Raw genomic sequence first — 21528 nt, 5'->3', positions numbered from 1 at the left:
AAGACCGGCGCCCCGAGCACGCGGTCGCTCGTCGCATTCGATCACTCAATGCATCGGACTTATTCGTCCAGTTCCACGAGTTGAGCGCCGGGCACTCCGTGTGCCGCTTCTCCTGGTCGGCCTGGCCCGGCCGCGCTTGTCGCCATCCGGCGCCTGCCGGAGGTACGAAGATGTTTGTACGCGTCGAACGACTTGCCGTTCATGTCCACTGCGCCTGTGGGACCACGACTGCTTCGCGCTCCAGTTGATCGCGGCCTTCACATCGGCCTGCTCGCCGGGTTCGCCGAAGTCGGGACAGCCGGTGGAACGGCTGAACCCGCGCGTATGAACCATCACGAAGGCGTAGCCCTGCCCTTGTCGAACAGGTCGGTGCCCCTCATGAAGTTCTGGAAGCGCTTGGACGGACCGGTGCGCTCCCAGCCTTCGGGCCCGAGCTCCCCGGAGTACCCCAGTACGAGAGTGCGAGCTCGTCGACAGGCTGACCGACTCTTTCTTGCCGTTGGGCAGCTCCACCGGAAGCAGGATGTCGGGGACCCCGCGCCCGACGCGGTTGCGACCGTGCTGGCCAGCGGGCGAACGGGCCCCACCCAGAGCCTGCGGCCCGAACGGCAGGAGACGGACAGGGCTGTTGGTGAGACAACGGGGAGCGGCCACCCTGCGCAGCGCGCCAGGGTGGCCGCCTCTTCTGTGCCTTGCGAAGCGGTCAGCGCACCCAGACGGTGTACTCGGCGCGACCACCCGGACCGTCGCACCACACCTCGTCATACCCGTTGTGCTGGGCGTTCGGCAGCTCCTCAGCCTCGCACTGCCCCTTCGAGTCATACGTCATACCGCCAGCCACGTGCCAGCCGCTGCCGGGTGGGGGGACGGCGACTGCGCTGGTGGCGGTCAGCGGGACTGCTATCGCTGCGGCGCCGACGGCGAGGCCGACGCTGATGCGGGAACGCCACGACTTCATGAGCTCTCCTTCTGTTGGCTGCACTGTCCCTGGGTAAAGCACCCGGGATCCGTGCGTGGTGCCTCTGCGGCTTGCAGCGTGTCTTGATCCACGCCGTCCACGAAATGACACTAAGCGCCAGTTTGGCATTTAGTGACTTCAATGGCCATCCTCGGTGGAGTGGCCTGAGTCACAGCAGAGTGTCTACGCTGAGGTCGTGGCAGCAGACCTTGACCGCACTCGAGAGAGTCCACGGGCCACAAGGAGGCGGTAAGGGTTGGTAGGTGATCTGCCGTCACCTGAACGGATGGGGCTGGGGCACCCCAGCCGGTCGCTCGCTCGGCTGAACACCGTGAGCAAGGACTGCTCGATGCGCGGGTCTGTCCAACGTGAAGTTCATGGTGCAGGGCCTCGCCGCCGCCTGCGAACTGCAGGGCGGTCTCCAGTGGGAAGCGACCTACGACGGGCTGCGGGTCGCCGAGGCCAAGGGCAACGGCGGTGGTCACGATCGGCTATCCGGGCAGGACCATCGCCGACGTGCGCCGCGTACCTCGAAGGCCAGCCACGGCTACCCAGGCCCGCGAGCACGGCATCAGCCGTGGCGCCGTGCGCACCGCTGTGGTCGACCTCATGCCCGACCACAGCGCGGCCGACCGCCAGGCCACATCTGCCACGGGCAGTCGTCACCCTCGATGCGCCGGGCAAGTTCGCCGAATTCCTCCGCGTGATCGAGCTGGACGACGCCGAGTGGGTCACTCCGCCGCTGCTCCCGCCGTGCACTGCCAAGCCGTTTGACGGCCCCCAGGGCGCCCCGACCGTCCCGGATGCAGCGCAAGGCGCGCCGGGAGTACGAGATGGACGGTTGCGGTCCCGGTGCAGACGGCCAGGAAAGCGCGCTGCGGCGTGATGGGTTCCCGCTCACCGGTGGCGAATTCACCGGTCGCGGACGGTATTTGTGGGGTGTACGGGACGCGGTCCGGGTACGGCGGTGTTCCCTTGCGGTGTTTGTCTTGCCGTGGCGCGATTTTTTCTCCGTCGCGACTCGTCACAACGACTGTGGCGCCGGCGATGATCAACCGGAGCCCAAGGGGTGGACGTGAGCTCGGCACTTGGCTCCATCGGCCACCATGCGGCGAACGCGGCAACCAGAGTCTCCAGCACCGGCCTTGTTGTCGCTCGATTTTACTTCCGCTCGCATTCTGCGGACGTGCGCATTTTTAGGTTTGTCCTGCTCAGCTCCATCCGCCGCCGACAGACCGACTGGAAAGCACCGAGTTTGACAGGGCTTTGCGCAGGCCCGGTATTTCTCGATCGAATTTCTTGGCGAGTTCCTCAAGCGTATCCTTGTGTTTGCGGCGCTCGGAACGGTTCAGTACGACCCCCATGGTCGCGTCGCTCTCCAGGGCGATCACCGGCAGTGCCACTTGCGCCAGGGGCAGAGTGGACGGGTCGGGAGTGGTGGTGACCCGCGAGCGCAATGCTTCCTGCACAGTTCGGGCCTCCTCTTCCCGCCGCAAGACAACTTTGCTGCCTCCGAGCAGACTCAAGGTGAGGCCGGTCTTCTTTTCGATAATCCCAGCAGCCGTCAGCTGGTTTTCGACCGGTTTCTCCGCCTTGTGCGCGGTGTTGTGCACCAGTGCTATCCACTTTTTCGGCCTCGCGTGCAGCTCTTCCCACACAGAGGCAAGAAACGGATCCGTCGGTGATTGGTCTCCAAGTACGCGAACCCGGCGCCCGTCGGTCTCAGCCTGTCCCGCAAGGACTAGCTCGGTCAGGGCGGCAGCGCGCAGCCGCTGCCCGCGGAACTGCAGAAGAGTAGCCGGAAACTTGTTCTTCTTGAAGGCGTAGGCACACAGGTAGATCTGCTGCGGAAGCGTGAGATTCATGTGAACTCCTTGAATACGTGGCAACAGGACCAGTTCCTACTACATGGCGCGATCTACAAGGGCCGGTCACGGCATATTGGGTTCGCCGACCTCGGCCGTCGACCTGTCGGCGTAGCGCTTTTCCCGACTCGACGGGACTGCAGCCGCTCGAAGGCGCCATGAATCCGCACCACGGTCACCCGACTCACAGCAGGAAGCTCGTGATCTTCATGGCCGTCAACTCTCCCGAAGTCCATCTTGCGCGACCTCACCATCGTGTCACTAACTGCAACATTGACACTTGGTGACAGTATTGCCCACCTCTCGCGCATGTGACCTGCGCCACGAGTTCACTGCCAGTCGAGCGGTCACTCAGAGGGGTGGGGCTGCAGTCGACGGCCCACAGCGGCTGGATATGCGGCGCACTTGCCATTGCTGTCACTTAGTGACACTGTCATTAAGTGACAGCCTTCGATCGCTGAACGGTGACCGGCTCCAGGCTGCGGACCCACTCAGAGCCCTTGCCGACCATCATCAGGGCCTCATCACTCGCTGTCCGGGGACAGCCACAGGAAGGACCCACATGGCACTGCCGAAGCCGATCAGCGTCGAGGAGTTCTTTGCCCCTCCCGTCCGTTCGAGGGCCTCCCTCTCGCCGGACGGCACCAAGATCGCGTACCTGGCTCCTTGGGGAAACCACCTGAACCTGTGGATCGAGAGTGTCGACGCGCCCGGGGACGCGCGGCGGGTCACCTCCGAGGACCGCAACCTGCTGAGCTACCACTGGACCGACGATCCGAGGTGGCTGCTCTATACCCGTGACCAGGGAGGTGACGAGAACTGGCGCCTTTACCGCGTCGATCTCGAAGACCCGGACGCAGCGGCTACCGACCTCACCCCCTTTCCCGGCGCACGCATCATGGATCTGAAGCTGCCCGCCGGGCGGCAGGGGAAGGCGGTGTTCTCCTCGAACAGCCGGAATCCCGCCACGTTCGACCTCTTCGAGCTGGACATCGCCACCGGTGACCTGCGGACCCTCGCGGAGAACACCGGAGGCGCTGCCACCACCCTTTTCTATGGCGGCAGCAAAGGCCCCTTCACCAGTGACGTCACCGAACAGGGCGACCTACGGCTCGCGCGCTGGAACGAGGCCACGCAGACGTTGTGCCACATCGCGCAGTTCGAGGGTGAGGACTATCCGCTGGGCATCTATCCGCTGGAGGTCACCGCCGACGCCGGCGGCGTTCTCTTCGGTTCGAACCGGGGCTCGGACAGACTCCGCCTGGCCCGGCTGGATGCAGAAACCGGCGAGGAGACGGAGGTCGACTCCCACCCGCAGTACGACCTGGACACACGAGCCCGTGTCTTTCCCGCACTGCCCTCGCCGCTCATCTTCAGCCGACGTACCGGCGAGCTCATCGGAGTTCGCTACCTCGGGGAACGACTGGTGATCAACGCACTGGACCCGCACTTCGCCGAGGTCTTGGAGAACCTGAGGAATCTGTCCGATGGCGACCTGGCCCACATCTCGTCCGACGAGAGCGAGCAGCGGTGGGTCGTCAGCTTCACCCACGACCGCGATCCCGGGGCCACATACTTCTACGACCACTCCTCGGGCGAGAGTCGCCTACTGTTCCGGCCCCTTGGCCACCTGGATCCCGAGCAGCTGGCACCGATGACACCGGTGACGATCACCGCTCGGGACGGTCTCGCGCTCCCCTCCCACCTGACACTGCCAATCAGGACAGAGCCGCACCAGCTGCCGTTGGTCCTGCTTGTGCACGGCGGTCCCTGGGACCGAGACAGCTGGGGGTTCAACCCTCTCGTCCAACTGCTGGCCAACCGGGGCTACGCGGTGCTTCAGGTGAACTTCCGCAGCTCCACGGGGTACGGCAAGTCGTTCATGAAGGCCGGCATCGGGGAGCTGGCCGGCAAAATGCACGACGACCTGATCGACGGTGTGAACTGGGCCATCCAGCAGGGATACGCGGACCCGGACCGGGTGGCGATCCTGGGCGGCTCCTACGGTGGCTATGCGGCACTGGTCGGAGTCACCTTCACGCCCGATGTCTTCGCCGCTGCGGTGGACATCTTCGGGGTCTCCGACCTCGCCAACTTCCTGCGCAACCAGCCGGAATTCGTCCGGCCGGCCCTTGCCGCCAACTGGTTCCGCTGGGTCGGCGACCCCGCGGATCCGCAACAGGAGGCCGACATGCTGGCCCGCTCACCGATCAGCCGGGTGGACCAGGTCCGTACACCGCTGCTCATCGCCCAGGGCGCCAACGACGCCCGGGTAGCGCAGGCAGAATCCGACAACATGGTCCAGGCTCTCCGGGCACGGGGGGTCCCCGTCAAGTACATACTCATGGCGGACGAAGGGCACTCCATCGAGAACCCGGAGAACTTGATCGCTGTGTACCGCGCCGTGGAGCGTTTCTTGGACGAACATCTCGGACACGGCCGAGGCGCTACGTAGCCGCCGTCCGGACTATGGCGGCAGGCGGCAGGCGGCAGGCGGTCGGCGTAGGGAAATCCGTGAGGACCCGCAGCCCGGAGGCCGCATTCTCCGCGGCCGCCAGTAGCGGATGCTTTGTCCAGCGGCTGCGGAGGTGTTGCGGGAAGCGGCGGCTGGGAAGCGCGAGGCGCGAGCGCCTGAGGGAAACACAGCGAACCGGAACGGATCCCGCGCAGCCTTAGCCAAGACGTGGGAAATCTACCGGAGCCTCCCTGCGCTTCGCCGGGGGGTCACCCTTGATATGGCGGGGCGAGGAGGAGTTGATCCTCGGCTCGCCTCAGCAGCGTGTGGTGCCGGCGGCGCTGCCGTCGCAGCGCGGGCGCCGTGTTCACCATCGCCGAGATCATCCACGCCGTATGGGGTAAGGACCCTGTGACGACGGCCGTGCCTGTGCTGCGCACCCATGTCTCGCGGCTGCGCAAGATCCAGGGCGGTAGCCCTCCCGATGTACCGCACGTGTCCGGGCAGCCGATCAACTGCCCGGACATCAGCCCCGCCTCAACTCACCTCAGTCGGCCCAGGCCGACACCAGCGACGGCCGCGACAGCCTCCCCGGCCCGTCCGGCTAGGCGGAGCCCGGGTTCTCGGCTGTGGCGCCGGTGGTCTCGCCCGGGTGCTGGGGCGCGACCAGGATGCGGTCTTGGGTGATGATGGGGCCGCCGCATTCGGCGCCCTTGGGCATGGACAGGAACTGCTTCACGTGCCCCCGTTCGGCGCCGTTGAGGGGGACGGTGAAGAGGCCGTCATGGAAGCCCAGTTCGGCCCCGTTTGTGGCGATCCACAGGTTGTCGTGCTCGTCGAAGGCGGCGCTGTCCGGGCAGGAGATCGGGCTGACCTGGGACTTGTCGAAGCCGGCGAAGTACGTCGAGGGGTTCTTGGGGCTCCGCAGACCGGCAGGAGTTTCCAGTGGAAGTTCTTCGCTGCGGCGTCGCCCCGCTGCTCCTCCAACTCCAGGATGTGGCCGTGCTTGTTGCCCTGGCGGCTGTTGGCGTCGATCACGACCTGCAGGTTGGTCGAGTACCGATAGTTCTTGCTGGACTTGGCGACACTGCGATCATGGGTGGGCGCCAGGGTGCCGTCGACGATGTATACGGCGTCCTTGCGCGGCCCGCGGGTCGGCGAGATTGCCAGCAGCGCCAGATGATGGAGGACGCGGTTGACCGTGGGCTTCGAGCCCCTGAATATCGGTGCCACCTGCTGCAACGTCAGGTTCGTGCGCCAGTACTTCGCCAGCAGCAACAGCCGGTCTTCCAGCGGCAGTCTCCAAGGTCGGCCTCGTTGAGCGTCACCACCACGACGCCGCACTAAGACGGTGTCCTATGTGGCGAGGCGGACGTACCGCTTGTAGCAGCAGATGGCTGCGGCGAGGCCGAGAAAGGCCAGGTAGTTGCGGGGGTTGCGTTCATAGCGAGGGCTGAGTCTGCGGTAGCCGGACAGCCAGGAGATGGTCCGTTCGATCACCCACCTACGGCGGCCCAATCGTTCGCTGGACTCGACGCCTTTGCGGGCGATGCGCACTCCGATGCGCTTGCCGCGTAACCATTTGCGCAGGTGGGGAATGTCGTAGGCCTTGTCTGCGTGCAGGCGTTGGGGCTTGAAGTAGCGGCCGCGGTGAGGGTCGTGTCTCGTTTGGTGACCCTCGACCATGGGCTTCAGGCCTTCGCTGTCCTGGACGTTGGCGGCGGAGACACCGACGACCAGGGGCAGTCCGTTCGCGTCCGACAAGATGTGCATCTTGGAACCCGGCTTGCCTCGGTCCACGGGGCTCGGACCTGTGTGTTCGCCCCCTTTTTAGCGCGCACGTGCGCGGAGTCGAGGACGACGCGGGAGACGTCGAGGAGGCCCGCGTCGTCGAGTTGTTGAAGGACCGCTTCGTGGAGCCGGCCCCAGACGCCGGCTCTGGACCAGATCAGGAACCGGCGATGGGCCGTCGACTTCGATATGCCGAAGCACGGCGGCAAGGCCCGCCAGGCGCAGCCGCTGACCAGCACGTAGATGATCGCGGCGAACAGCGTCTCATCAGGTGTGTTCTGCGTGCCGCCGCCCTGCGGCCGCACTCGCTCCTGCGGAATCAACGGCCTGGCTAGCTCCCACAAGCCGTCCGGAACAATCCAACTCCACGTACCCGCCCCATAAACGGACCAACGAGTGATCACCACATAGGACACCGTCTAAGGCCACCAGCCTGGTGAACTGCACCTCGGTCAGACCCTGGGACAACCTCGACCTCAACTGACGCGCAGGAGCTACGCGACCTGATCAGTCGAGGAGTTATCGATCCCTGCCTCGGAGGCGATGCGCTGAAGTTCGGCACGCCATGGGTCACCGGGGATCAGACGCGCGAAGCTCAAAAGGGGCTCGTCAAGGAGCTTGACCGTGTCCTCGTCCGAGTTGTCGAAGAAGGCCTCGGCGGCCGTGAGGGTGGGGTGCGCGAGCTGCGTCTCTCCGATCCATGCGGCATGCATCTGGGCTCCGAGCCGCTTCAGCAGCGGTGCCAGGGTGTTGAACCGGTTGGACGGATTAGCAGGGATCTCGGTCGCCTGCACGATGTCCGCGATGGTGGCGTCGTAGCTCATGCTGGCCGCGTCCGCTGCCTCGCGTAGCTTCTGCTGCCTGTACTTGAGCGCAAGGTTCATGGAGTCGACGGCGTCCGCACCGTCTTCGGCCAGCCACCTGATCTGGGCCAGGTGCTCGATGAGCGTTCGGCGGTTGGGGCCCCCTCGTGTCCCAGGCCGTGCCGGTGCAGCAGCACTACCGCGGCCGCCTGGCGGTGCGCGGCGGCCAGCAGGCCCCGCCCGACGTAGTACGGGCGGATGTCGCCTTCCGCGGGCGCGGCACGGGCCGCGCCCTCCGCCAGCTTGGCCAGGTCTTCAAGTCCCCTGTACGCCCGCTCGTTCTCTTCCGTGACATCGTCCACGGGCCCAATAGTGCACGTTCCGCTCATCGTTGACGGTCGAATATCTCCTGTTTCCGTGAGTGGTCCGGGCGAGCAACGGTGGGACGGCGCCCTGACCTTCAACGTGAGAGGGCAATATAGACCCGCGCTATTGGGCTACGAACGTCCGCCGGTGGCACCAGTCACGGGCCCGTACCGGACGCTTCTCATTCACCGCTTCACGCGGCCTCTGATCGCCAACGCCGCGAGACCAAGCAGTACCGGCTCGGAGAACCGCGAAGCCATCTCGATGTATCCGCCAGCAGTCGTCAAGTCGGTGGGGGTCAGTTGAAGGGCTTTCCCGGTGTCCGCCTCTGAGGAGTGCTCTGCCAGGGTCCGCTGTCGCGGTCTTCAGTCTTCTGTTCTGGCAACTGCCGGACGCGTCCCCGCGAGGCCTGAGCCCCTGCTCCGGCGCCCGTGGACACGCGGGTCGTCAGTGACGTCGTACCGCTTTACGTATGCCCCGAGAAACGCCTGGAGCGTGGCGACCGCCGGGATGGCGATCAGTGCGCCGACGGCGCCTAAGACTTGTCTCGTAACTGCTGGTCACGGGTGAGATGATCTTGTTGTGGCTGGTGTGATCACGGCGTCTGAGCCGTCCTGGATAGCCCCGTTCACCGGGCTGAGCCCGCGTCAGTTCGGGAAGCTGATCACCGCGTTGCGGCGCGAGGGTGCGGACCCGGTGCGAAAGGGCCGGCCGTGGAGCCTGCCGCTGGAGGACCGTGTACTGCTGGTCGCCACCGTGCTGATCGTGGACGGCACCCTGGTCCCCACCCGCGATCACCAGGTCGCCGAGCAGTCGAAGAACTACCGCTACTCGACCAACCACCAGGTCGTCATCGACGCCGACACCCGGCTCGTCGTCGCCGTCGGCCGCCCGTTGCCTGGCAACCGCAACGACTGCAAGGCGTGGGAACTGTCCGGTGCGAAGGACGCCGTCGGCAAGACAACGGTCATCGCGGACGGCGGCTACCGCGGCACCGGCCTGGTCATCCCGCACCGCCGCGAACCCGGCCAGGCCGAACTCCCTGACTGGAAAGAGGAACACAACACCTCCCACCGCAAAGTCCGCGCCCGCGTCGAGCACGCCTTCGCCCGCATGAAGACCTGGAAGATCCTCCGCGACTGCCGCCTCAAGGGCGACGGCGTCCACCACGCCATGCTCGGCATCGCCCGCCTGCACAACCTCGCCCTCGCCGGGTGACGGAGAAACGGCAGGTCATCCAGCACGTCAAAGATCATTTACGGGACAGCGCTTTGTGCCGCAGCGGGTGGGCGATCTTCGCATCCCAGCCGGCCCGCGCTGAGGAGTTCGCGGATCTTCCTCCGTGGGTAAAATCGCCGTAAAGAGATGAAATGGCTTGCTCGGGGGGCGCCATGCACCGGTACACCTCCGATCGTTCGGCAGTGATTTCTTTCCCAGGGGTATCCGGCTGCCCCGAATCGGGGTGCAATGGTGGGAGTCAGGCCCTTCCGCACCCACACCGGTCAGAAGAGGCACGCAATGGATCCATGGCTGATCTGGTTGATCATCGCAGCCGTTTTGGCTGCTGCGGAGATCTTCACCCTTACTGCCGCGCTCGGAATGCTGAGCGCGGCCGCGTTGGTCACGGCGGGGTCCGCTGCGGTCGGACTGCCACTGCCGTTGCAGTTCTTGGTGTTCACCGTCGTCGCCACACTCACCGTGCTGTTCGTTCGCCCTATTGCGCTGCGCCATGTATTCCAGCCCCAAGCGGAGCGGTTCGGCGTGGACGCACTGGTCGGCAGGGCTGCCTATGTCGTCTCCGAGGTGACGGGCCTGGGCGGCAGGGTCCGCATCGACGGCGAGGAATGGACGGCTCGCGCCTACGACGAGACGCTGGTGATTCCTCCTGGAAAGACCGTCGACGTCATGGAGATCAGCGGCGCCACAGCGATCGTCTACCCCCGGGACTGAAACCATGGAAACCTCGGCGTTCCTCATTGCCGGCCTGATCGTCGCGCTGATCGCGGTTTTCACCGTGGTGCGGGCGGTCCGTATCGTGCCCCAGGCGCGCGCTCGCAATGTCGAGCGGCTCGGCCGCTACCACCGGACCTTGAATCCCGGCCTCAGCCTCGTGATCCCCTACGTCGACCGCGTTCATCCGGTGATCGATCTGCGGGAACAGGTCGTTTCCTTCAAACCGCAGCCGGTCATCACCGAGGACAACCTGGTTGTCGAGATCGATACGGTTCTGTATTTCCAGGTCACCGACCCGCGAGCGGCTTTCTACGAGATCGCGAATTTCCTTCAGGCGGTCGAGCAGCTCACCGTCACCACCTTGCGCAATGTCGTGGGATCCATGGACCTGGAAAAGACTCTCACCTCGCGGGACACCATCAACAGCCAGCTGCGTGGTGTGCTGGACGAGGCCACCGGCAAGTGGGGGCTGAGGGTCAACCGGGTGGAGATCAAGGCCATCGACCCTCCTCAGTCCATCAAAGACGCGATGCAGAAGCAGATGCGGGCCGAGCGGGACAAGCGGGCCGCGATTCTCGGGGCCGAGGGGCAGCGCCAGTCGCAGATCCTCACCGCCGAAGGCGACAAGCAGGCGGCCGTCCTACGCGCGGAGGGCAACCGCACCGCTGCGATCCTCCAGGCCGAGGGCCAGTCCCGGGCCATCGACGAGGTGTTCCAGGCCGTACACCGCAACGACCCCGACCCCAAGCTGCTCGCCTACCAGTACCTCCAGACACTGCCCCAACTCGCGCAAGGCTCGGGCAACAACTTCTGGGTGATCCCCAGCGAGATCACCTCCGCACTCCAGGGCATGTCCCGCGCTTTCACCGAGGTGCTGCCCCAGTCGCCGGCCACCCGCGAGAAACCCTCGGACGACATGGCTGCACAGGCCGCCAACGACAAGGCTCAGGCGGAAGAAGCCGCTGCCGCGGCCCTCGCCGACGCCGCCAAGGCCGAAGGCGCCAACCCCGATACCCTCCCGCCTCACCCGCCTCGCTGACGGCGGGCGGCGCCTATGTCGGCGCAACTCGCGCACCGGAAGCCTCCGAGCGCCTGACCACCTGGCAATCGGCGCTCGTCAACGCTGCGCCGCTTGAGTGCGCCATGCGGAGATATCCGAATGGTGTCTACGACCGGACGCCCGAGTCGGACGAGTAGCGCCGGGGTCGAGACGGTGACGCTTGCGGTTGCCTGGTGCTCCGATTCCAGGCGCTCATGAAGGGCCCACCGTGATCAGCCGTACGTCTGCGCTGTTGGCGGTCAGCGTTATGCGCGCTGCCCATCTCTGCAGCGAGGACCACGGGGTCGTTGTCTTTCGGACCATCGCCTGTCCCCCCACGCTCCGGAGGTATCCCGCGGCGACAAGGGCTTTACCGATGGAGGATCTTCTTGGGTGCAGCATTCGTCAGGCCGCTCGTGGGTCCATCTCGGAACGCCGGACCCGCCCGGTGGGCTGCGTCGGCCGTCGGCACGTTTTGATCGAACGGCCCACGTAAGGCGCGCATCCGGATAGGGCGGGGCGGGTCGGCACCCTCGCCGAGGAACCTCAAATGAACTTCCCTGTGGCTCGGAGGCGGTAGCGACCGTACCCGAGCAGATCAGCCGGGTCACTCAACAGGAAGAGGCGGCTGGGCGGGGGAGGAAGTCCCGTCCCGCTCAGGCGCTGCGCGGAACGGATTCGCTCCTTCTGGTCCCGGCGGCGAGCAGAGCGAAGCCCAGTGCGAAACCGAGCATGGTCCATACGCCGCGGGGCCAGAAGATGTGGCTGTCTGTGAAGGACCAGCCGGCCACCAGGAGGACCACCGTGCCGGGGATGACTCGCGCGCCGTGTTTCGGGAAGAGGGCGATGGCCGTGGCCAGGACGGCGACGATGAGGGCGTAGGCGCCGCCCTCCCCGAGCGACTCACCTGTGTCGTAGAGCGGGTACTTGATCGGCCCTATGTTCGCTGTCCCGGCGGCGTGCTCGACCGCGGTTCCCGCCGCGATACCGGCCACCGCGTCGAGACCGGTGTAGAAGGCGGCGTAGGTGAACGCACTCGCCCAGGCCACCACCGTGGCGAAGCCCGCGAGGTCTGGTCGGGGGCGGTGCCACAGAGGGACGAGGAGGCCGAGCGTCAGCAGCGGAAAGACCGGCAGCAGTGCGATGTGCAACTGTGTCCAGTCCGTGGCTGTCGCCCTGGACAGGCCATGCGGGTGCGCGGCGCCCGCCGCAGCCAGCACAAGGGGCGCGACAGTGACGAGGGTGATGTTTCGGATGGTCAACACGCTGTGATCGTAGGCGCGTTACGTCACTTGAGAGGGCTGCGTAAGGGCTTCGTAAGATCTTGCGTGGTGCCGTGGAACGCTGGAAACCCCCCGCCGGGGTGATTCCCCTCCGACGCGACACCGACCTCGCCGATCGTGCGGTGAGGCCAGAGCAGAGGACCTCGTCTGGGCTGACCGCGTTGCAGGAGCGGTGGCGGTGACGTTGGACGTGTTGGCGGCGATGTCAGCGTGGTCGGCTTCGGCGATCTGCCCTTCGTGGACTGGGTGACTCTTCGTCTGACGACCGTGCGCACTCCACTCGCCGACATGACTGTGCGCGCCGCCTGCAATGCCGCTGGTGCTGTCCGGACAGCAACCGGAGACTGCACAGGCCGAGGTCACCATCGAGTTCGTAGTACGGGACAGCAGCGGGCCTCCGCCGGTGACGGGGCGAGCCGTCGAACGCAGTCAGGGGGCGAGGATCGGCTCAGCCGAGGAAGGGCGCGCGCCCAGCGGACACGGAGTGGCCGACGGGCCGGCCACTGGGGCAGTGACATGGCGCTCATCCGCTGCTCAACCCGACATGTTGGCTGGGAGTTCGAGTCCCGGTTCACCAGTGCGTCGGTGAAACCGGAGGGGGTGAGGCCCAGCGTCGCCCTGTACGGGTGCCAAGTGGCGCCGCAGACGCCGAGGGTGACGACCTTGGACCGGCTGGCAGGGCAGTTGTCCTGGCGGGCTGACTGGTCTGTTCCCCACTGGTGCTCCAGTCGGCTGGGCGCGTCCGGCCCGCATGGTCTGTCGGCTGCAGGATCGGTGACCGGCGTTGAGCACTCCTTGCTGCGTCGGAACGGGTTCGGCGCCCCGGAGAGGACTCTCCGGGGCGCCGGGCCGCGGTGGCCGCTTCTTTACACCGCGGCGATGCCCTCCATGCCGGACTCGGCGAAGGGGGGCAGTCCGGTGGCCGTGGTGACCTTCGTGAGGGAGCCGTTCCTGCCGATGCGGAAGCCGTCGACGGTGCCGGAGGTCCCGTTCTGCACGTACAGGAACTTCTCGTCCTGTGTCACCGCCAGGTCGATGACGCCCTGGGACATGGCTGACGGCGGGGTGGCGATGCCGACCTCGTTGGTGAGCGCGAGCCTGCCGTGCCGGTCGCTGCGGTAGCCGGTGACGGTTGAGTTGCCGGTGTTGCCGCCGTAGAAGAAGTCACCGGCGCGCTCCAGCCAGCACAGCGTGTTCTGACCGTTGGCTAGGGGCTTCTGGACGACTTTGAGGCTGCCGTCGGCGCGCACCTTGTACGTAGTGACCGTCGATTTCTCGGCTTCGGCGACCAGCATCCGGCCCGCCTTGTCGAAGGTGATCGCGAACGGCACGCCGCCGGCCGAGTCGTTGACCGTCGCCCGGTGCGCGGGACGTCCGTCGCGCCGCATCGGGAACACCTCGATGGTGTTGGCGGACTTCGTGGTGACGACCAGCTCGCGGCCGCTCGGCGTGAACGCGACCTGGCCGGGCGAGCTGCTGAACAACGGCACCTTGTCGTTCTTCAGTCCCAGGGAGCGGTACGAACCGTCCAGCGGCTGGAGTCCGTTGGCCGTGATCTTGAAGCCCTGGACGCTGCCCGCGCCGCCCGCGTTCATGACGTAGGCGAGGTTGCCGGACACCGCGATGGACGAGGGGAAGTCCCCGCCCGAGCGCACCACTCGCCGGTGCGTCAGTTTCTGTCCCTCGACCCGGAACGAGGTCACGGTGCCGCTGCCCGCGTTGACCGCCAGCAGCAGATGCGAGCCGCGGTCGTAGACGAGTGAGCCCTGGGAGGCGAGGGAGTCGGTGGGTGCGTCGACCTGGTCCCCGCCCTTGCCGCCGGTCGCGTAGGCGCCTGCGGCGGTCAGCTTGCCGTCATCGCCGCGCTTGAAGACGTGGATGGTGTTTTTGGCGAGCTCGTTGCCCTGTACGAAGACGGCGTGGTCGGCTCCCGTCCTGGCGCTCTTCGTCGTCACGTCCTCGTGGGCGCGGGGGACTTCCCCCGCCGAGGCGATGGCCACCGTGGTTGCGACCGCCGCCGACGCGAGGATGCCGGCCCCGGCGATGGTCATTCGGACCTGCGACTTCGACCTGCGCCTGGTGTGCCTGCTCACGCCTGACTCCTCATACCTCGCCGCCACCACCGGTCGGTGACGTGCAGAGCCAGAGTTGCCTGTGGGGCGGGTGGGGTGAAGAAGTTTCGGTCCTGCGTCAGCTTCTCGTAAGAACTTCGGTCGTCGGCTGCGGGTTTGATCGGTAGCTTTGGCCACAGCCTGAGTTGGCCCCAAGGTGATGTCCCATGGGCTGCTGCGTCTGGCGAGGTCTTACGGACCCGTGACGTGCTGGGCGCGGCGCTGCCGTGCGGGGTGCTCAAGCTCCTAGCGTTCGCGTATGCGAGTACTGGTCACCGGCGGAGCCGGGTTCATCGGGTGTCATGTCGTCGAAGCGCTGACCGCACGGGGGCACGAGGCGGTCGTGTTCGACCTTCGTGGCGGCCTGGACGTGCGTGACGCGGAGGCGGTCGCGGCCGCTCTGCCGGGTGTGGACGCCGTGTGCCATCAGGCGGCGATGGTGGGGCTTGGGAAGGGGTTTGCCGACGCGGTCGAGTACGTGTCGCGTAACGACCTCGGTACCGCGGTGCTGCTTTCCGCCATGGCCGACGCGGGGGTGGGGCGGCTCGTGCTGGCTGGGTCGATGGTCGTGTACGGCGAGGGCTCGTACGGGTGTGAGCGGCACGGGACGGTACGACCCGGCCCCCGGGCCGTGGCCGATCTGGCCGCAGGGCGTTTCGAGCCCCGGTGCCCGCGGTGTGAGGAGCCGCTGACGCCGGGGCTGGTCGGCGAGGACGCTCCGGTCGATCCCCGGAACGTGTACGCGACGACCAAGCTGGCCCAGGAGCATCTGGCTTCGGCCTGGGCCCGGTCGACGGGCGGCTCGGCGGTTTCGCTGCGCTACCACAACGTGTACGGGCCTGGCATGCCACGCGACACCCCGTACGCGGGGGTCGCGTCCTTCTTCCGGTCCGCGCTCGCCCGCGGTGAGGCACCGCGTGTCTTCGAGGACGGCGGCCAGCGGCGGGACTTCGTCCACGTACGGGACGTGGCGGCGGCCAATGTGGCGGCGCTCGAGACCGAGTCCCCGGCCGGAGCGCTGGCGGCGTACAACACCGGCAGCGGGGAGCCACACACGGTCGGCGAGATGGCGCGGGCGCTGGCGTCCGCGTACGGCGGACCCGAGCCCGTGGTGACGGGGGAGTACCGCCTGGGGGACGTACGGCACATCACGGCGGACTCCTCGCGGTTGCGGGCCGAACTGGGCTGGAAGGCCGAGGTCGGCTTCGAGGAGGGTATGCGGGAGTTCGCGAGCGCAGGGCTGCGCGGGGAGTAGTGCTTGACCGGGCCTGGCGCGGCAGAGCGGGAGGCGGACGGCGTCCCGCCGACGGACCGGCGGCCGAGCAACAGCGCGGTCGCCGGGGAGATACCGGCTGCCATCGTGACGGCTGGTGTCCACACGGTGTGGGCCGGCAAGGTCGTCGCCTGCACCACGGCCGCCCGGCTCCGCGGGCATCGCGGTGACCGCGACACGACGGCGGAACCGGACTCCTGCCGACCGTACTTCGGTGCTCTGCTCCCTCCCTCGACGTCCGCGTTTCGTAAGGATCCGAAGTCCCTTACGTTCCTTTTGTCTTCGTAGGGTGAAAGCCGTGACGACTTCTTCTGCAACGCAATCGGAAGCGGAGACGACCGCGGCGACCGTCGACGTGGTGCTCCCTTGTCTGAACGAGGCCGAGGCCCTGCCCTGGGTCCTCGCCCGTATCCCGCCCACCTGGCGCGCGATCGTGGTGGACAACGGATCCACGGACGGCTCGCCGGAACTGGCCCGCGACCTCGGCGCGACCGTCGTGCGTGAGACGCGCCGCGGCTTCGGCGCCGCCTGTCACGCCGGGCTGACCGCGGCCACCGCGGACATCGTGTGCTTCTGCGACTGCGACGCCTCCCTCGACCCGTCCCTGCTCGTGCCCTTCGTCCGCGAGGTGTGCGACGGTGAGGCCGACCTGGTGCTCGGGCGGCGCCGTCCCCAGGGCCGGGGCGCCTGGCCCGCGCACGCCCGGTTGGGCAACGTGGCGCTGGCACGGATGCTGCGTCGCCGCACGGGGCTGCGCCTGCACGATCTCGGTCCACTCCGTGCCGGCCGTCGTGAACAGTTGCTCGCCCTGGAACTCACGGACCGCCGCAGCGGCTACCCACTGCAGATGGTCGTGCACGCGGCCGACGCCGGCTGGCGTGTCGTCGAGCACGACGTGCCCTACCTGCCGCGCACCGGTGCCTCCAAGGTCACCGGTACCTGGCGCGGAACCTGGCAGGCGGTACGGGACATGGGTCGCGTCCTGGCCGAACCACCGGTGCCCCCGGACGGGGCAGGTGCCGACTCAATCGCCGTACTCCCAGGAGGAACCGCTCAGTGACCACTCTCCTCGTCATCGCCAAGGAACCGCGGCCAGGACGGGTCAAGACCCGCCTCACTCCGCCGTTCACGCCTCGAGAAGCGGCGACGCTCGCCGAGGCGGCGCTCGTGGACACCCTGCGCACGGTGGCGGCCACACCCGCCCGCCGCCGCGTCCTGGTACTCGACGGTGCTCCCGGCCCCTGGCTGCCTCCCGGCTTCGACGTCGTCCCGCAGTGCGCGGGAGGTCTGGACGAGCGGCTGGCCGCCGCCTTCGCCGGCTGCGACGGACCCGCGCTGCTCATCGGCATGGACACCCCCCAGGTGACGCCCGCACTGCTCACCGTCGACTTCGCCGGCTGCGACGCGTACTTCGGGCCGGCCGAGGACGGCGGCTTCTGGGCGCTGGGCCTCGCCCACCCGGACCCCGAGCTGCTGCGAGGTGTGCCGATGTCCACGCCCACGACGGGTGCCATGCAGCGTGAACGGCTCGCAGCCGCGGGCCTACGCGTACGCGAGCTGCCCCGCCTGCGAGACGTGGACACCGCCGACGACGCGGAGGCGGTCGCCGCGGCCGCGCCGGAAAGCCGCTTCGCCGCCGAACTGGGGCGTCTCGGGGCGGCTGTCGGCCGATGAGCACCGCACATGAGATCACGTCGCCGAGGGAGATCGCCGAGGATCGCCTCGCGCCTGTCGCGTCGATGGGCGCCCTGCGCCCTTGGGCTGCCGACCCCTACTCCGAGGCCCTGGTCACCGGCCGGGGCCCGCTCTTCCTTCGTCGCGCCGACGGCTGGCTGCTGCCGCTGGAGGTGGAACGCTGGTGTGCCAGGGCCGACGCGGTGGACCTGAGTGTTCTGGAGCACTGCGAAGGCGCGGTACTCGATGTGGGGTGCGGTCCGGGGCGGCTCGTCGCCGAACTCGCGGCCCGGGGCCGGCGGGCGCTCGGCGTCGACGTGAGCGAAGCCGCCGTCGCCCGGACCGTGCGGCTCGGCGGTCAGGCTCTGCAACGCTCCGTCTTCGAGCCGCTCCCGGCCGAAGGGCGCTGGGACACGATCCTCCTCATCGACGGCAACATCGGCATCGGCGGCGACCCGACCGCCCTCCTCCGGAGGATGTCCCAACTCCTCAGCCAGAAGGGCCTGTTGATCGCCGAGACGGTCCCGGACACTGAGGTCGACGAACGCGTCACCGTCCACGTCGTGAGCTTCACCGCCGGCGCGCATGGCACGGCCGGTCCGCCCTTCCCCTGGGCCCGTCTCGGCACATCGGCCCTGCTCCGGCTCGCGACACGCGCCGGCTGGCGCCCGGAGCGTCAGTGGACGAGCGGCGGCCGCTCCTTCGTGGCCCTGCGCAACCGCAGTGACCGCAGCAGGAGCATCACCGCCGAGCCGCCGAACAGCACCGCGGTGATCAAAAGCCAGCGGGACAGGAATGCGTCGCCGGACAGGGTGGTGGCGGAGCTGTAGTGGTCGGCCACCTGCCCGCTGATCAGCGGAAACCAGATCAGCAGTAGCAGGCCGGAGAACGCCGCCGGGACGCGCACGTAGACCATCCACTCCCGGCGGCCGACCACGCCCAGCCCCCGTGCGACGACCCGGTCCGCGCCCGCGTACAGGGGCAGCAGCACCAGGTCGTGCACCAGTGCCGCGCCCACGAGCCACAGCACAACAGAGAGCCAGTCGTCCGCGAGCAGTCGCACGCCCGCATACTCTGCCAGCGCGAACGAACAGGCGAGAAGCAGGAGTTGCAGCGGGCTGCCCACACGCGGGCGCACCACAAGCCGTCGTATCACATGTCGTCGCATCACAGTTCTCCGAACGTCATCCGTGCCACCCACTTGGTGTTGAGCACGCCGGGCGCCGCGGGGACGATGATCCGCGCCGGGTAGCCGTGGTCCGGGGTGAGGGGCTCGCCGTTGACGAACAGGGCGAGCAGGGAACGCGGGTCGCGCACCTGGTTGTCGCGCAGGGCGGCTTGGCGGAACGACCCGTGCCGCTGGAGCGACTCCACCAGTACGTCGGGCGCCGCGCCGGTGTCGTACCCGACGAGCGTCGCCAGATCCCTCAGGCGTACGCCCCGCCACCACTGGTCGGACGTCGACCAGCCCTCCACGCACGCGATGGGCAACGCCGCGCTGTGCAGGGGGAGTTGCAGCAGCTCTGCCCGGCTCAGCCGGACCGTCCGCCCCTGCCCCTTGATGACCAGCCGCCACGCCTCGTCACTCGTCTCCGTCATGCTGATCCCGCGCGACGCGGCCGTCTTGTTGATCTGGAAGCCGCCGGGCCCCGAACCCGGTTCGGGGCCGCCGTGCGGTGCGAGCAGAGCCGTTGCCCGCAGCGGTCCGTCGAAGCTCCGGCCCGCCGTCGTGGCCAGCAGGAGCAGGGAGCCGCCGCCGACGAAGGCGAGGGCGCCGCGGCGCGAGACGGTGGACGGTGCGGGGTTCGGTGAGACGAGCTCACTCTCCTCGTCGCGCAGGTGACGCAGATTGCGTATCGCGGCCGGCACCCGCAGCACCGCGTGGGTCACGAACGCCGCGAAGAACACCCAGGCGCCGTAGAAGTGCAGCGGATAGAACGAGCCGGGGAAGAGGTAGTCGAGCTGGACGTTCAGCACGCCCGTGATGAACTCGAACAGTGCGCCCCCGACCAGCAGAAGTAGCGAGATCCGCTCCAGCGCATGCGCGAGGGATCGCACGGGCGGCAGGGTGAACAGCCTCGGCAGGACCGACCACAGCTTCGCTAGCAGTACGGGGATCAGCGCGATGCCCAGGGTGACGTGGACGCCCTGGGTGAGCCGGTAGAGCCAGGGCGGGTCGGTCGGCCACGCGAAGAGGTAGAAGCCGAGCAGGCCCTTGTCCGGGGTCTTGTCATTCACCGGCGACAGGTCCGGGTTGTAGGCGGCGTACGACACAAGGCCCGTCGCGAAGAGCACCGTGATCCCGCCGAGCAGCACGATACCGAGCACGGAGGTGAACCAGGGGCTGCGCAGCGGGCTGCGCCAGAAACCGGGGGAGGTGGGGAGTTGATGGTCGCGCATGTCCCGACCGTAGGCCGGTACGGGCCGAGGACGGGGCCCGCAACTCATGACGAAATGCTGACGTCCGGGCTTCGCCGGATCCTCGTCCGGCCTTCCCCGTCCTAGCGTGCCGGTGTGAACCGCGATCTTCTCCGCGACCTGTCCGCGGCCCTGGCCGCAGCGCTGCTCGTCACGACGGCGGCTGTGATCGGCACTGTCCTGGAACACCGTTACGGAAACCTTCATGTCAGCTGGCCGCCGCTGTACGGTCATTGGGAGCCGCACGTCGGCCCCGGCACCCCCGCCGCGATCATGGTGGCCCTCGCAGTCGTCGCGTACGGGCCGCTCCTCGCCGCCCGGCTGCCGTGGCGCGCGCTGCTGTGCACGGCCTGGGGCACCGCCATGGCGTGGACGTTCTCGCTCGCCCTGGTCGACGGATGGCAGCGCGGAATCGCCCGTCGGCTCACGACCAAGTACGAGTACCTCCAGGTCATCGACCCCGTCAACCGCTTCCACGACATCCCCGCCGCCCTGCGGGACTTCACCCACCACATCCTGATCCACTCACCCGACGCCTGGCCCGCGCACGTCGCCGGACATCCCCCCGCGGCCACCCTCACCTTCGTCCTCCTCGACCGGACCGGGCTGGGCGGCGGCGCCTGGGCGGGCGTCTGGTGCATCACCGTCGGGGCGACAGCGGCGGTGGCGGTCCTCGTCACCGTACGAGCGCTGTCCGGGGAGGCGCTCGCCCGCCGTGCCGCGCCCTTCCTGGTCCTGGCCCCGGCCGCCGTGTGGATGGGCACCTCCGCGGACGGGTACTTCGCTGCGGTCGCCGCCTGGGCGATCGCGTTCCTCGCCCTCGCGGTCACGGGACACCGGCCCCGGTCGGCAGGTCTCGCCTCCGGGCTCCTCTTCGGCCTCACCGCGTATCTCTCGTACGGGCTGACACTGTTCGCAGTGATCGCCGGCGGCGTCCTGCTGCTCGGCTCCCGACGGCTGCGCCCCCTGCCCTACGTCCTCGCCGGATTCGTCGTCGTCCCGGCCGTGTTCACGTTCGCGGGCTTCAACTGGTGGGAGGCGTACCACCTGCTGGTCACCCGCTACTACCAAGGGGCCGGCGGTATCCGCCCTTACGGCTACTGGGTGTGGGCGAACCTCGCGTGCACGGCACTCCTCGTGGGTCCGGCGACGGTGGCCGGGCTGCGACGAGTCGGTGCGGCTCCCATCCGCCAGGGTGTTCGCACGTGCCTGCGCCGCTCCGCCGCCGAACCCCGCCTCGCCCTGCTCGTCCTCGCCGCCCTGCTCGCGCTCCTCGCCGCCGACCTCTCCGGCATGAGCAAAGCGGAAACAGAGCGCATCTGGCTGCCGTTCGCGATGTGGCTGCTCCCGGCCTGCGCGTTCCTGAACCGACCCCGCGCCTGGCTCACCGCACAGGCCACCCTCGCCCTGCTCCTCAACCACCTGGTGCTGACGGGGTGGTGACCATGAGACCCGGATCAAGCCTCGGCGGAGGAGCGTCACCGGTCACAAGGGCCTGGCGAAACGGGCGTGAAGGTCTTACGAAACGCGGACGGCGGG

General features: G+C 68.0%; 18 protein-coding genes and 3 pseudogenes. 9 read left to right on the top strand and 12 right to left on the bottom strand.

Features of this window, described 5'->3' with window-relative positions; genetic code table 11:
* Positions 1 to 179 precede the first annotated feature (179 nt).
* The 3 genes and pseudogenes from OHA64_RS07585 to OHA64_RS07575 all read right to left on the bottom strand — a co-directional run.
* Positions 180 to 528 (bottom strand): annotated as a pseudogene (locus OHA64_RS07585) (CocE/NonD family hydrolase); the annotation flags it as partial.
* 175 nt (positions 529 to 703) lie between these two features.
* Positions 704 to 958, bottom strand: coding sequence for a hypothetical protein (locus tag OHA64_RS07580; RefSeq protein WP_405609808.1), 255 nt, complete (start codon positions 956 to 958; stop codon positions 704 to 706).
* 1211 nt (positions 959 to 2169) lie between these two features.
* Complete coding sequence (locus tag OHA64_RS07575) at positions 2170 to 2823, bottom strand: GPP34 family phosphoprotein (RefSeq protein WP_405609806.1); 654 nt, start codon at positions 2821 to 2823, stop codon at positions 2170 to 2172.
* Positions 2824 to 3385: 562 nt separating this feature from the next.
* Here OHA64_RS07575 and OHA64_RS07570 point away from each other — a divergent pair.
* Positions 3386 to 5278, top strand: coding sequence for a S9 family peptidase (locus OHA64_RS07570; RefSeq protein ID WP_405609803.1), 1893 nt, complete (start codon positions 3386 to 3388; stop codon positions 5276 to 5278).
* Between the two features lie 604 nt (positions 5279 to 5882).
* Here OHA64_RS07570 and OHA64_RS07565 read toward each other — a convergent pair.
* From OHA64_RS07565 to OHA64_RS07540, 6 genes and pseudogenes are all read right to left on the bottom strand, one after another.
* Positions 5883 to 6143, bottom strand: a complete 261-nt coding sequence (locus tag OHA64_RS07565) for an alkaline phosphatase PhoX (RefSeq protein ID WP_405623891.1) — start codon at positions 6141 to 6143, stop codon at positions 5883 to 5885.
* A gap of 95 nt (positions 6144 to 6238) precedes the next feature.
* Positions 6239 to 6625, bottom strand: a pseudogene (locus OHA64_RS07560) (transposase family protein); the annotation flags it as partial.
* A gap of 9 nt (positions 6626 to 6634) precedes the next feature.
* A protein-coding gene (locus OHA64_RS07555; protein ID WP_405623890.1) for an IS5 family transposase occupies positions 6635 to 7470 on the bottom strand; the annotation gives its coding sequence in 2 pieces (ribosomal slippage) (positions 6635 to 7110 and positions 7110 to 7470; 837 coding nt in all).
* 93 nt (positions 7471 to 7563) lie between these two features.
* Positions 7564 to 7953 carry a hypothetical protein gene (locus OHA64_RS07550; protein WP_405609800.1) on the bottom strand — a complete coding sequence of 130 codons (390 nt, stop codon included), beginning with the start codon at positions 7951 to 7953 and terminating at the stop codon, positions 7564 to 7566.
* Positions 7950 to 8234: a hypothetical protein gene (locus OHA64_RS07545; protein ID WP_405609797.1), complete on the bottom strand. Its 285-nt coding sequence runs from the start codon at positions 8232 to 8234 to the stop codon at positions 7950 to 7952. The genes OHA64_RS07550 and OHA64_RS07545 overlap by 4 nt, the downstream gene beginning before the upstream one ends.
* Positions 8235 to 8603: 369 nt before the next feature.
* Positions 8604 to 8780: pseudogene (locus tag OHA64_RS07540) on the bottom strand (AI-2E family transporter); the annotation flags it as partial.
* Positions 8781 to 8820: 40 nt separating this feature from the next.
* Between OHA64_RS07540 and OHA64_RS07535 the strand changes: the two are divergent.
* From OHA64_RS07535 to OHA64_RS07525, 3 genes are all read left to right on the top strand, one after another.
* Positions 8821 to 9456 (top strand): transposase, encoded by a 636-nt coding sequence (locus tag OHA64_RS07535; protein WP_405609794.1) that lies wholly within the window; start codon positions 8821 to 8823, stop codon positions 9454 to 9456.
* A gap of 300 nt (positions 9457 to 9756) precedes the next feature.
* Positions 9757 to 10188 carry an NfeD family protein gene (locus OHA64_RS07530; protein WP_405609791.1) on the top strand — a complete coding sequence of 144 codons (432 nt, stop codon included), beginning with the start codon at positions 9757 to 9759 and terminating at the stop codon, positions 10186 to 10188.
* Between the two features lie 4 nt (positions 10189 to 10192).
* Positions 10193 to 11230, top strand: a complete 1038-nt coding sequence (locus tag OHA64_RS07525; RefSeq protein WP_405609788.1) for an SPFH domain-containing protein — start codon at positions 10193 to 10195, stop codon at positions 11228 to 11230.
* A gap of 656 nt (positions 11231 to 11886) precedes the next feature.
* Here OHA64_RS07525 and OHA64_RS07520 read toward each other — a convergent pair.
* Positions 11887 to 12495: a hypothetical protein gene (locus tag OHA64_RS07520; protein WP_405609785.1), complete on the bottom strand. Its 609-nt coding sequence runs from the start codon at positions 12493 to 12495 to the stop codon at positions 11887 to 11889.
* A gap of 884 nt (positions 12496 to 13379) precedes the next feature.
* Positions 13380 to 14606 (bottom strand): lactonase family protein, encoded by a 1227-nt coding sequence (locus OHA64_RS07515; protein WP_405609782.1) that lies wholly within the window; start codon positions 14604 to 14606, stop codon positions 13380 to 13382.
* Between the two features lie 277 nt (positions 14607 to 14883).
* On the opposite strand from OHA64_RS07515, the gene OHA64_RS07510 reads away from it, so the two are divergent.
* The 4 genes from OHA64_RS07510 to OHA64_RS07495 all read left to right on the top strand — a co-directional run bounded on the left by OHA64_RS07510 (position 14884) and on the right by OHA64_RS07495 (position 18401).
* Positions 14884 to 15879 (top strand): NAD-dependent epimerase/dehydratase family protein, encoded by a 996-nt coding sequence (locus OHA64_RS07510; RefSeq protein ID WP_405609779.1) that lies wholly within the window; start codon positions 14884 to 14886, stop codon positions 15877 to 15879.
* Between the two features lie 307 nt (positions 15880 to 16186).
* A complete protein-coding gene (locus OHA64_RS07505) occupies positions 16187 to 16957 on the top strand; it encodes a glycosyltransferase family 2 protein (RefSeq protein WP_405609776.1) in 771 nt (256 codons plus the stop codon).
* Positions 16954 to 17571, top strand: coding sequence for a DUF2064 domain-containing protein (locus tag OHA64_RS07500; protein ID WP_405609773.1), 618 nt, complete (start codon positions 16954 to 16956; stop codon positions 17569 to 17571). Before OHA64_RS07505 ends, OHA64_RS07500 begins: the two co-directional genes overlap by 4 nt.
* Positions 17568 to 18401, top strand: a complete 834-nt coding sequence (locus OHA64_RS07495; RefSeq protein WP_405609770.1) for a class I SAM-dependent methyltransferase — start codon at positions 17568 to 17570, stop codon at positions 18399 to 18401. Before OHA64_RS07500 ends, OHA64_RS07495 begins: the two co-directional genes overlap by 4 nt.
* Before the next feature lie 337 nt (positions 18402 to 18738).
* Here the strand turns inward: OHA64_RS07495 and OHA64_RS07490 are convergent, their stop codons facing one another.
* Entirely contained in the window at positions 18739 to 19971 is a 1233-nt protein-coding gene (locus OHA64_RS07490) for a molybdopterin-dependent oxidoreductase (RefSeq protein ID WP_405609767.1), read from the bottom strand.
* 114 nt (positions 19972 to 20085) lie between these two features.
* Between OHA64_RS07490 and OHA64_RS07485 the strand changes: the two genes are divergently transcribed.
* Positions 20086 to 21432, top strand: coding sequence for a hypothetical protein (locus tag OHA64_RS07485; RefSeq protein ID WP_405609764.1), 1347 nt, complete (start codon positions 20086 to 20088; stop codon positions 21430 to 21432).
* Positions 21433 to 21528 lie beyond the last annotated feature (96 nt).

The organism is Streptomyces sp. NBC_00076 (assembly GCF_045041235.1).
Classification (GTDB): Bacteria; Actinomycetota; Actinomycetes; order Streptomycetales; family Streptomycetaceae; genus Streptomyces.
The sequence above is the reverse complement of the archived record's forward strand: the minus strand, read 5'-3'. Positions and strand labels throughout refer to the sequence as shown.

Coding starts and splice junctions, on each gene's coding strand:
- OHA64_RS07495 (WP_405609770.1), top strand. CDS start 17,568: ATGAGCACCGCACATGAGATCACGTCGCCGAGGGAGATCGCCGAGGAT.
- OHA64_RS07580 (WP_405609808.1), bottom strand. CDS start 958: ATGAAGTCGTGGCGTTCCCGCATCAGCGTCGGCCTCGCCGTCGGCGCC.
- OHA64_RS07530 (WP_405609791.1), top strand. CDS start 9,757: ATGGATCCATGGCTGATCTGGTTGATCATCGCAGCCGTTTTGGCTGCT.
- OHA64_RS07570 (WP_405609803.1), top strand. CDS start 3,386: ATGGCACTGCCGAAGCCGATCAGCGTCGAGGAGTTCTTTGCCCCTCCC.
- OHA64_RS07510 (WP_405609779.1), top strand. CDS start 14,884: ATGCGAGTACTGGTCACCGGCGGAGCCGGGTTCATCGGGTGTCATGTC.
- OHA64_RS07550 (WP_405609800.1), bottom strand. CDS start 7,953: ATGAACCTTGCGCTCAAGTACAGGCAGCAGAAGCTACGCGAGGCAGCG.
- OHA64_RS07525 (WP_405609788.1), top strand. CDS start 10,193: ATGGAAACCTCGGCGTTCCTCATTGCCGGCCTGATCGTCGCGCTGATC.
- OHA64_RS07490 (WP_405609767.1), bottom strand. CDS start 19,971: ATGCGCGACCATCAACTCCCCACCTCCCCCGGTTTCTGGCGCAGCCCG.
- OHA64_RS07575 (WP_405609806.1), bottom strand. CDS start 2,823: ATGAATCTCACGCTTCCGCAGCAGATCTACCTGTGTGCCTACGCCTTC.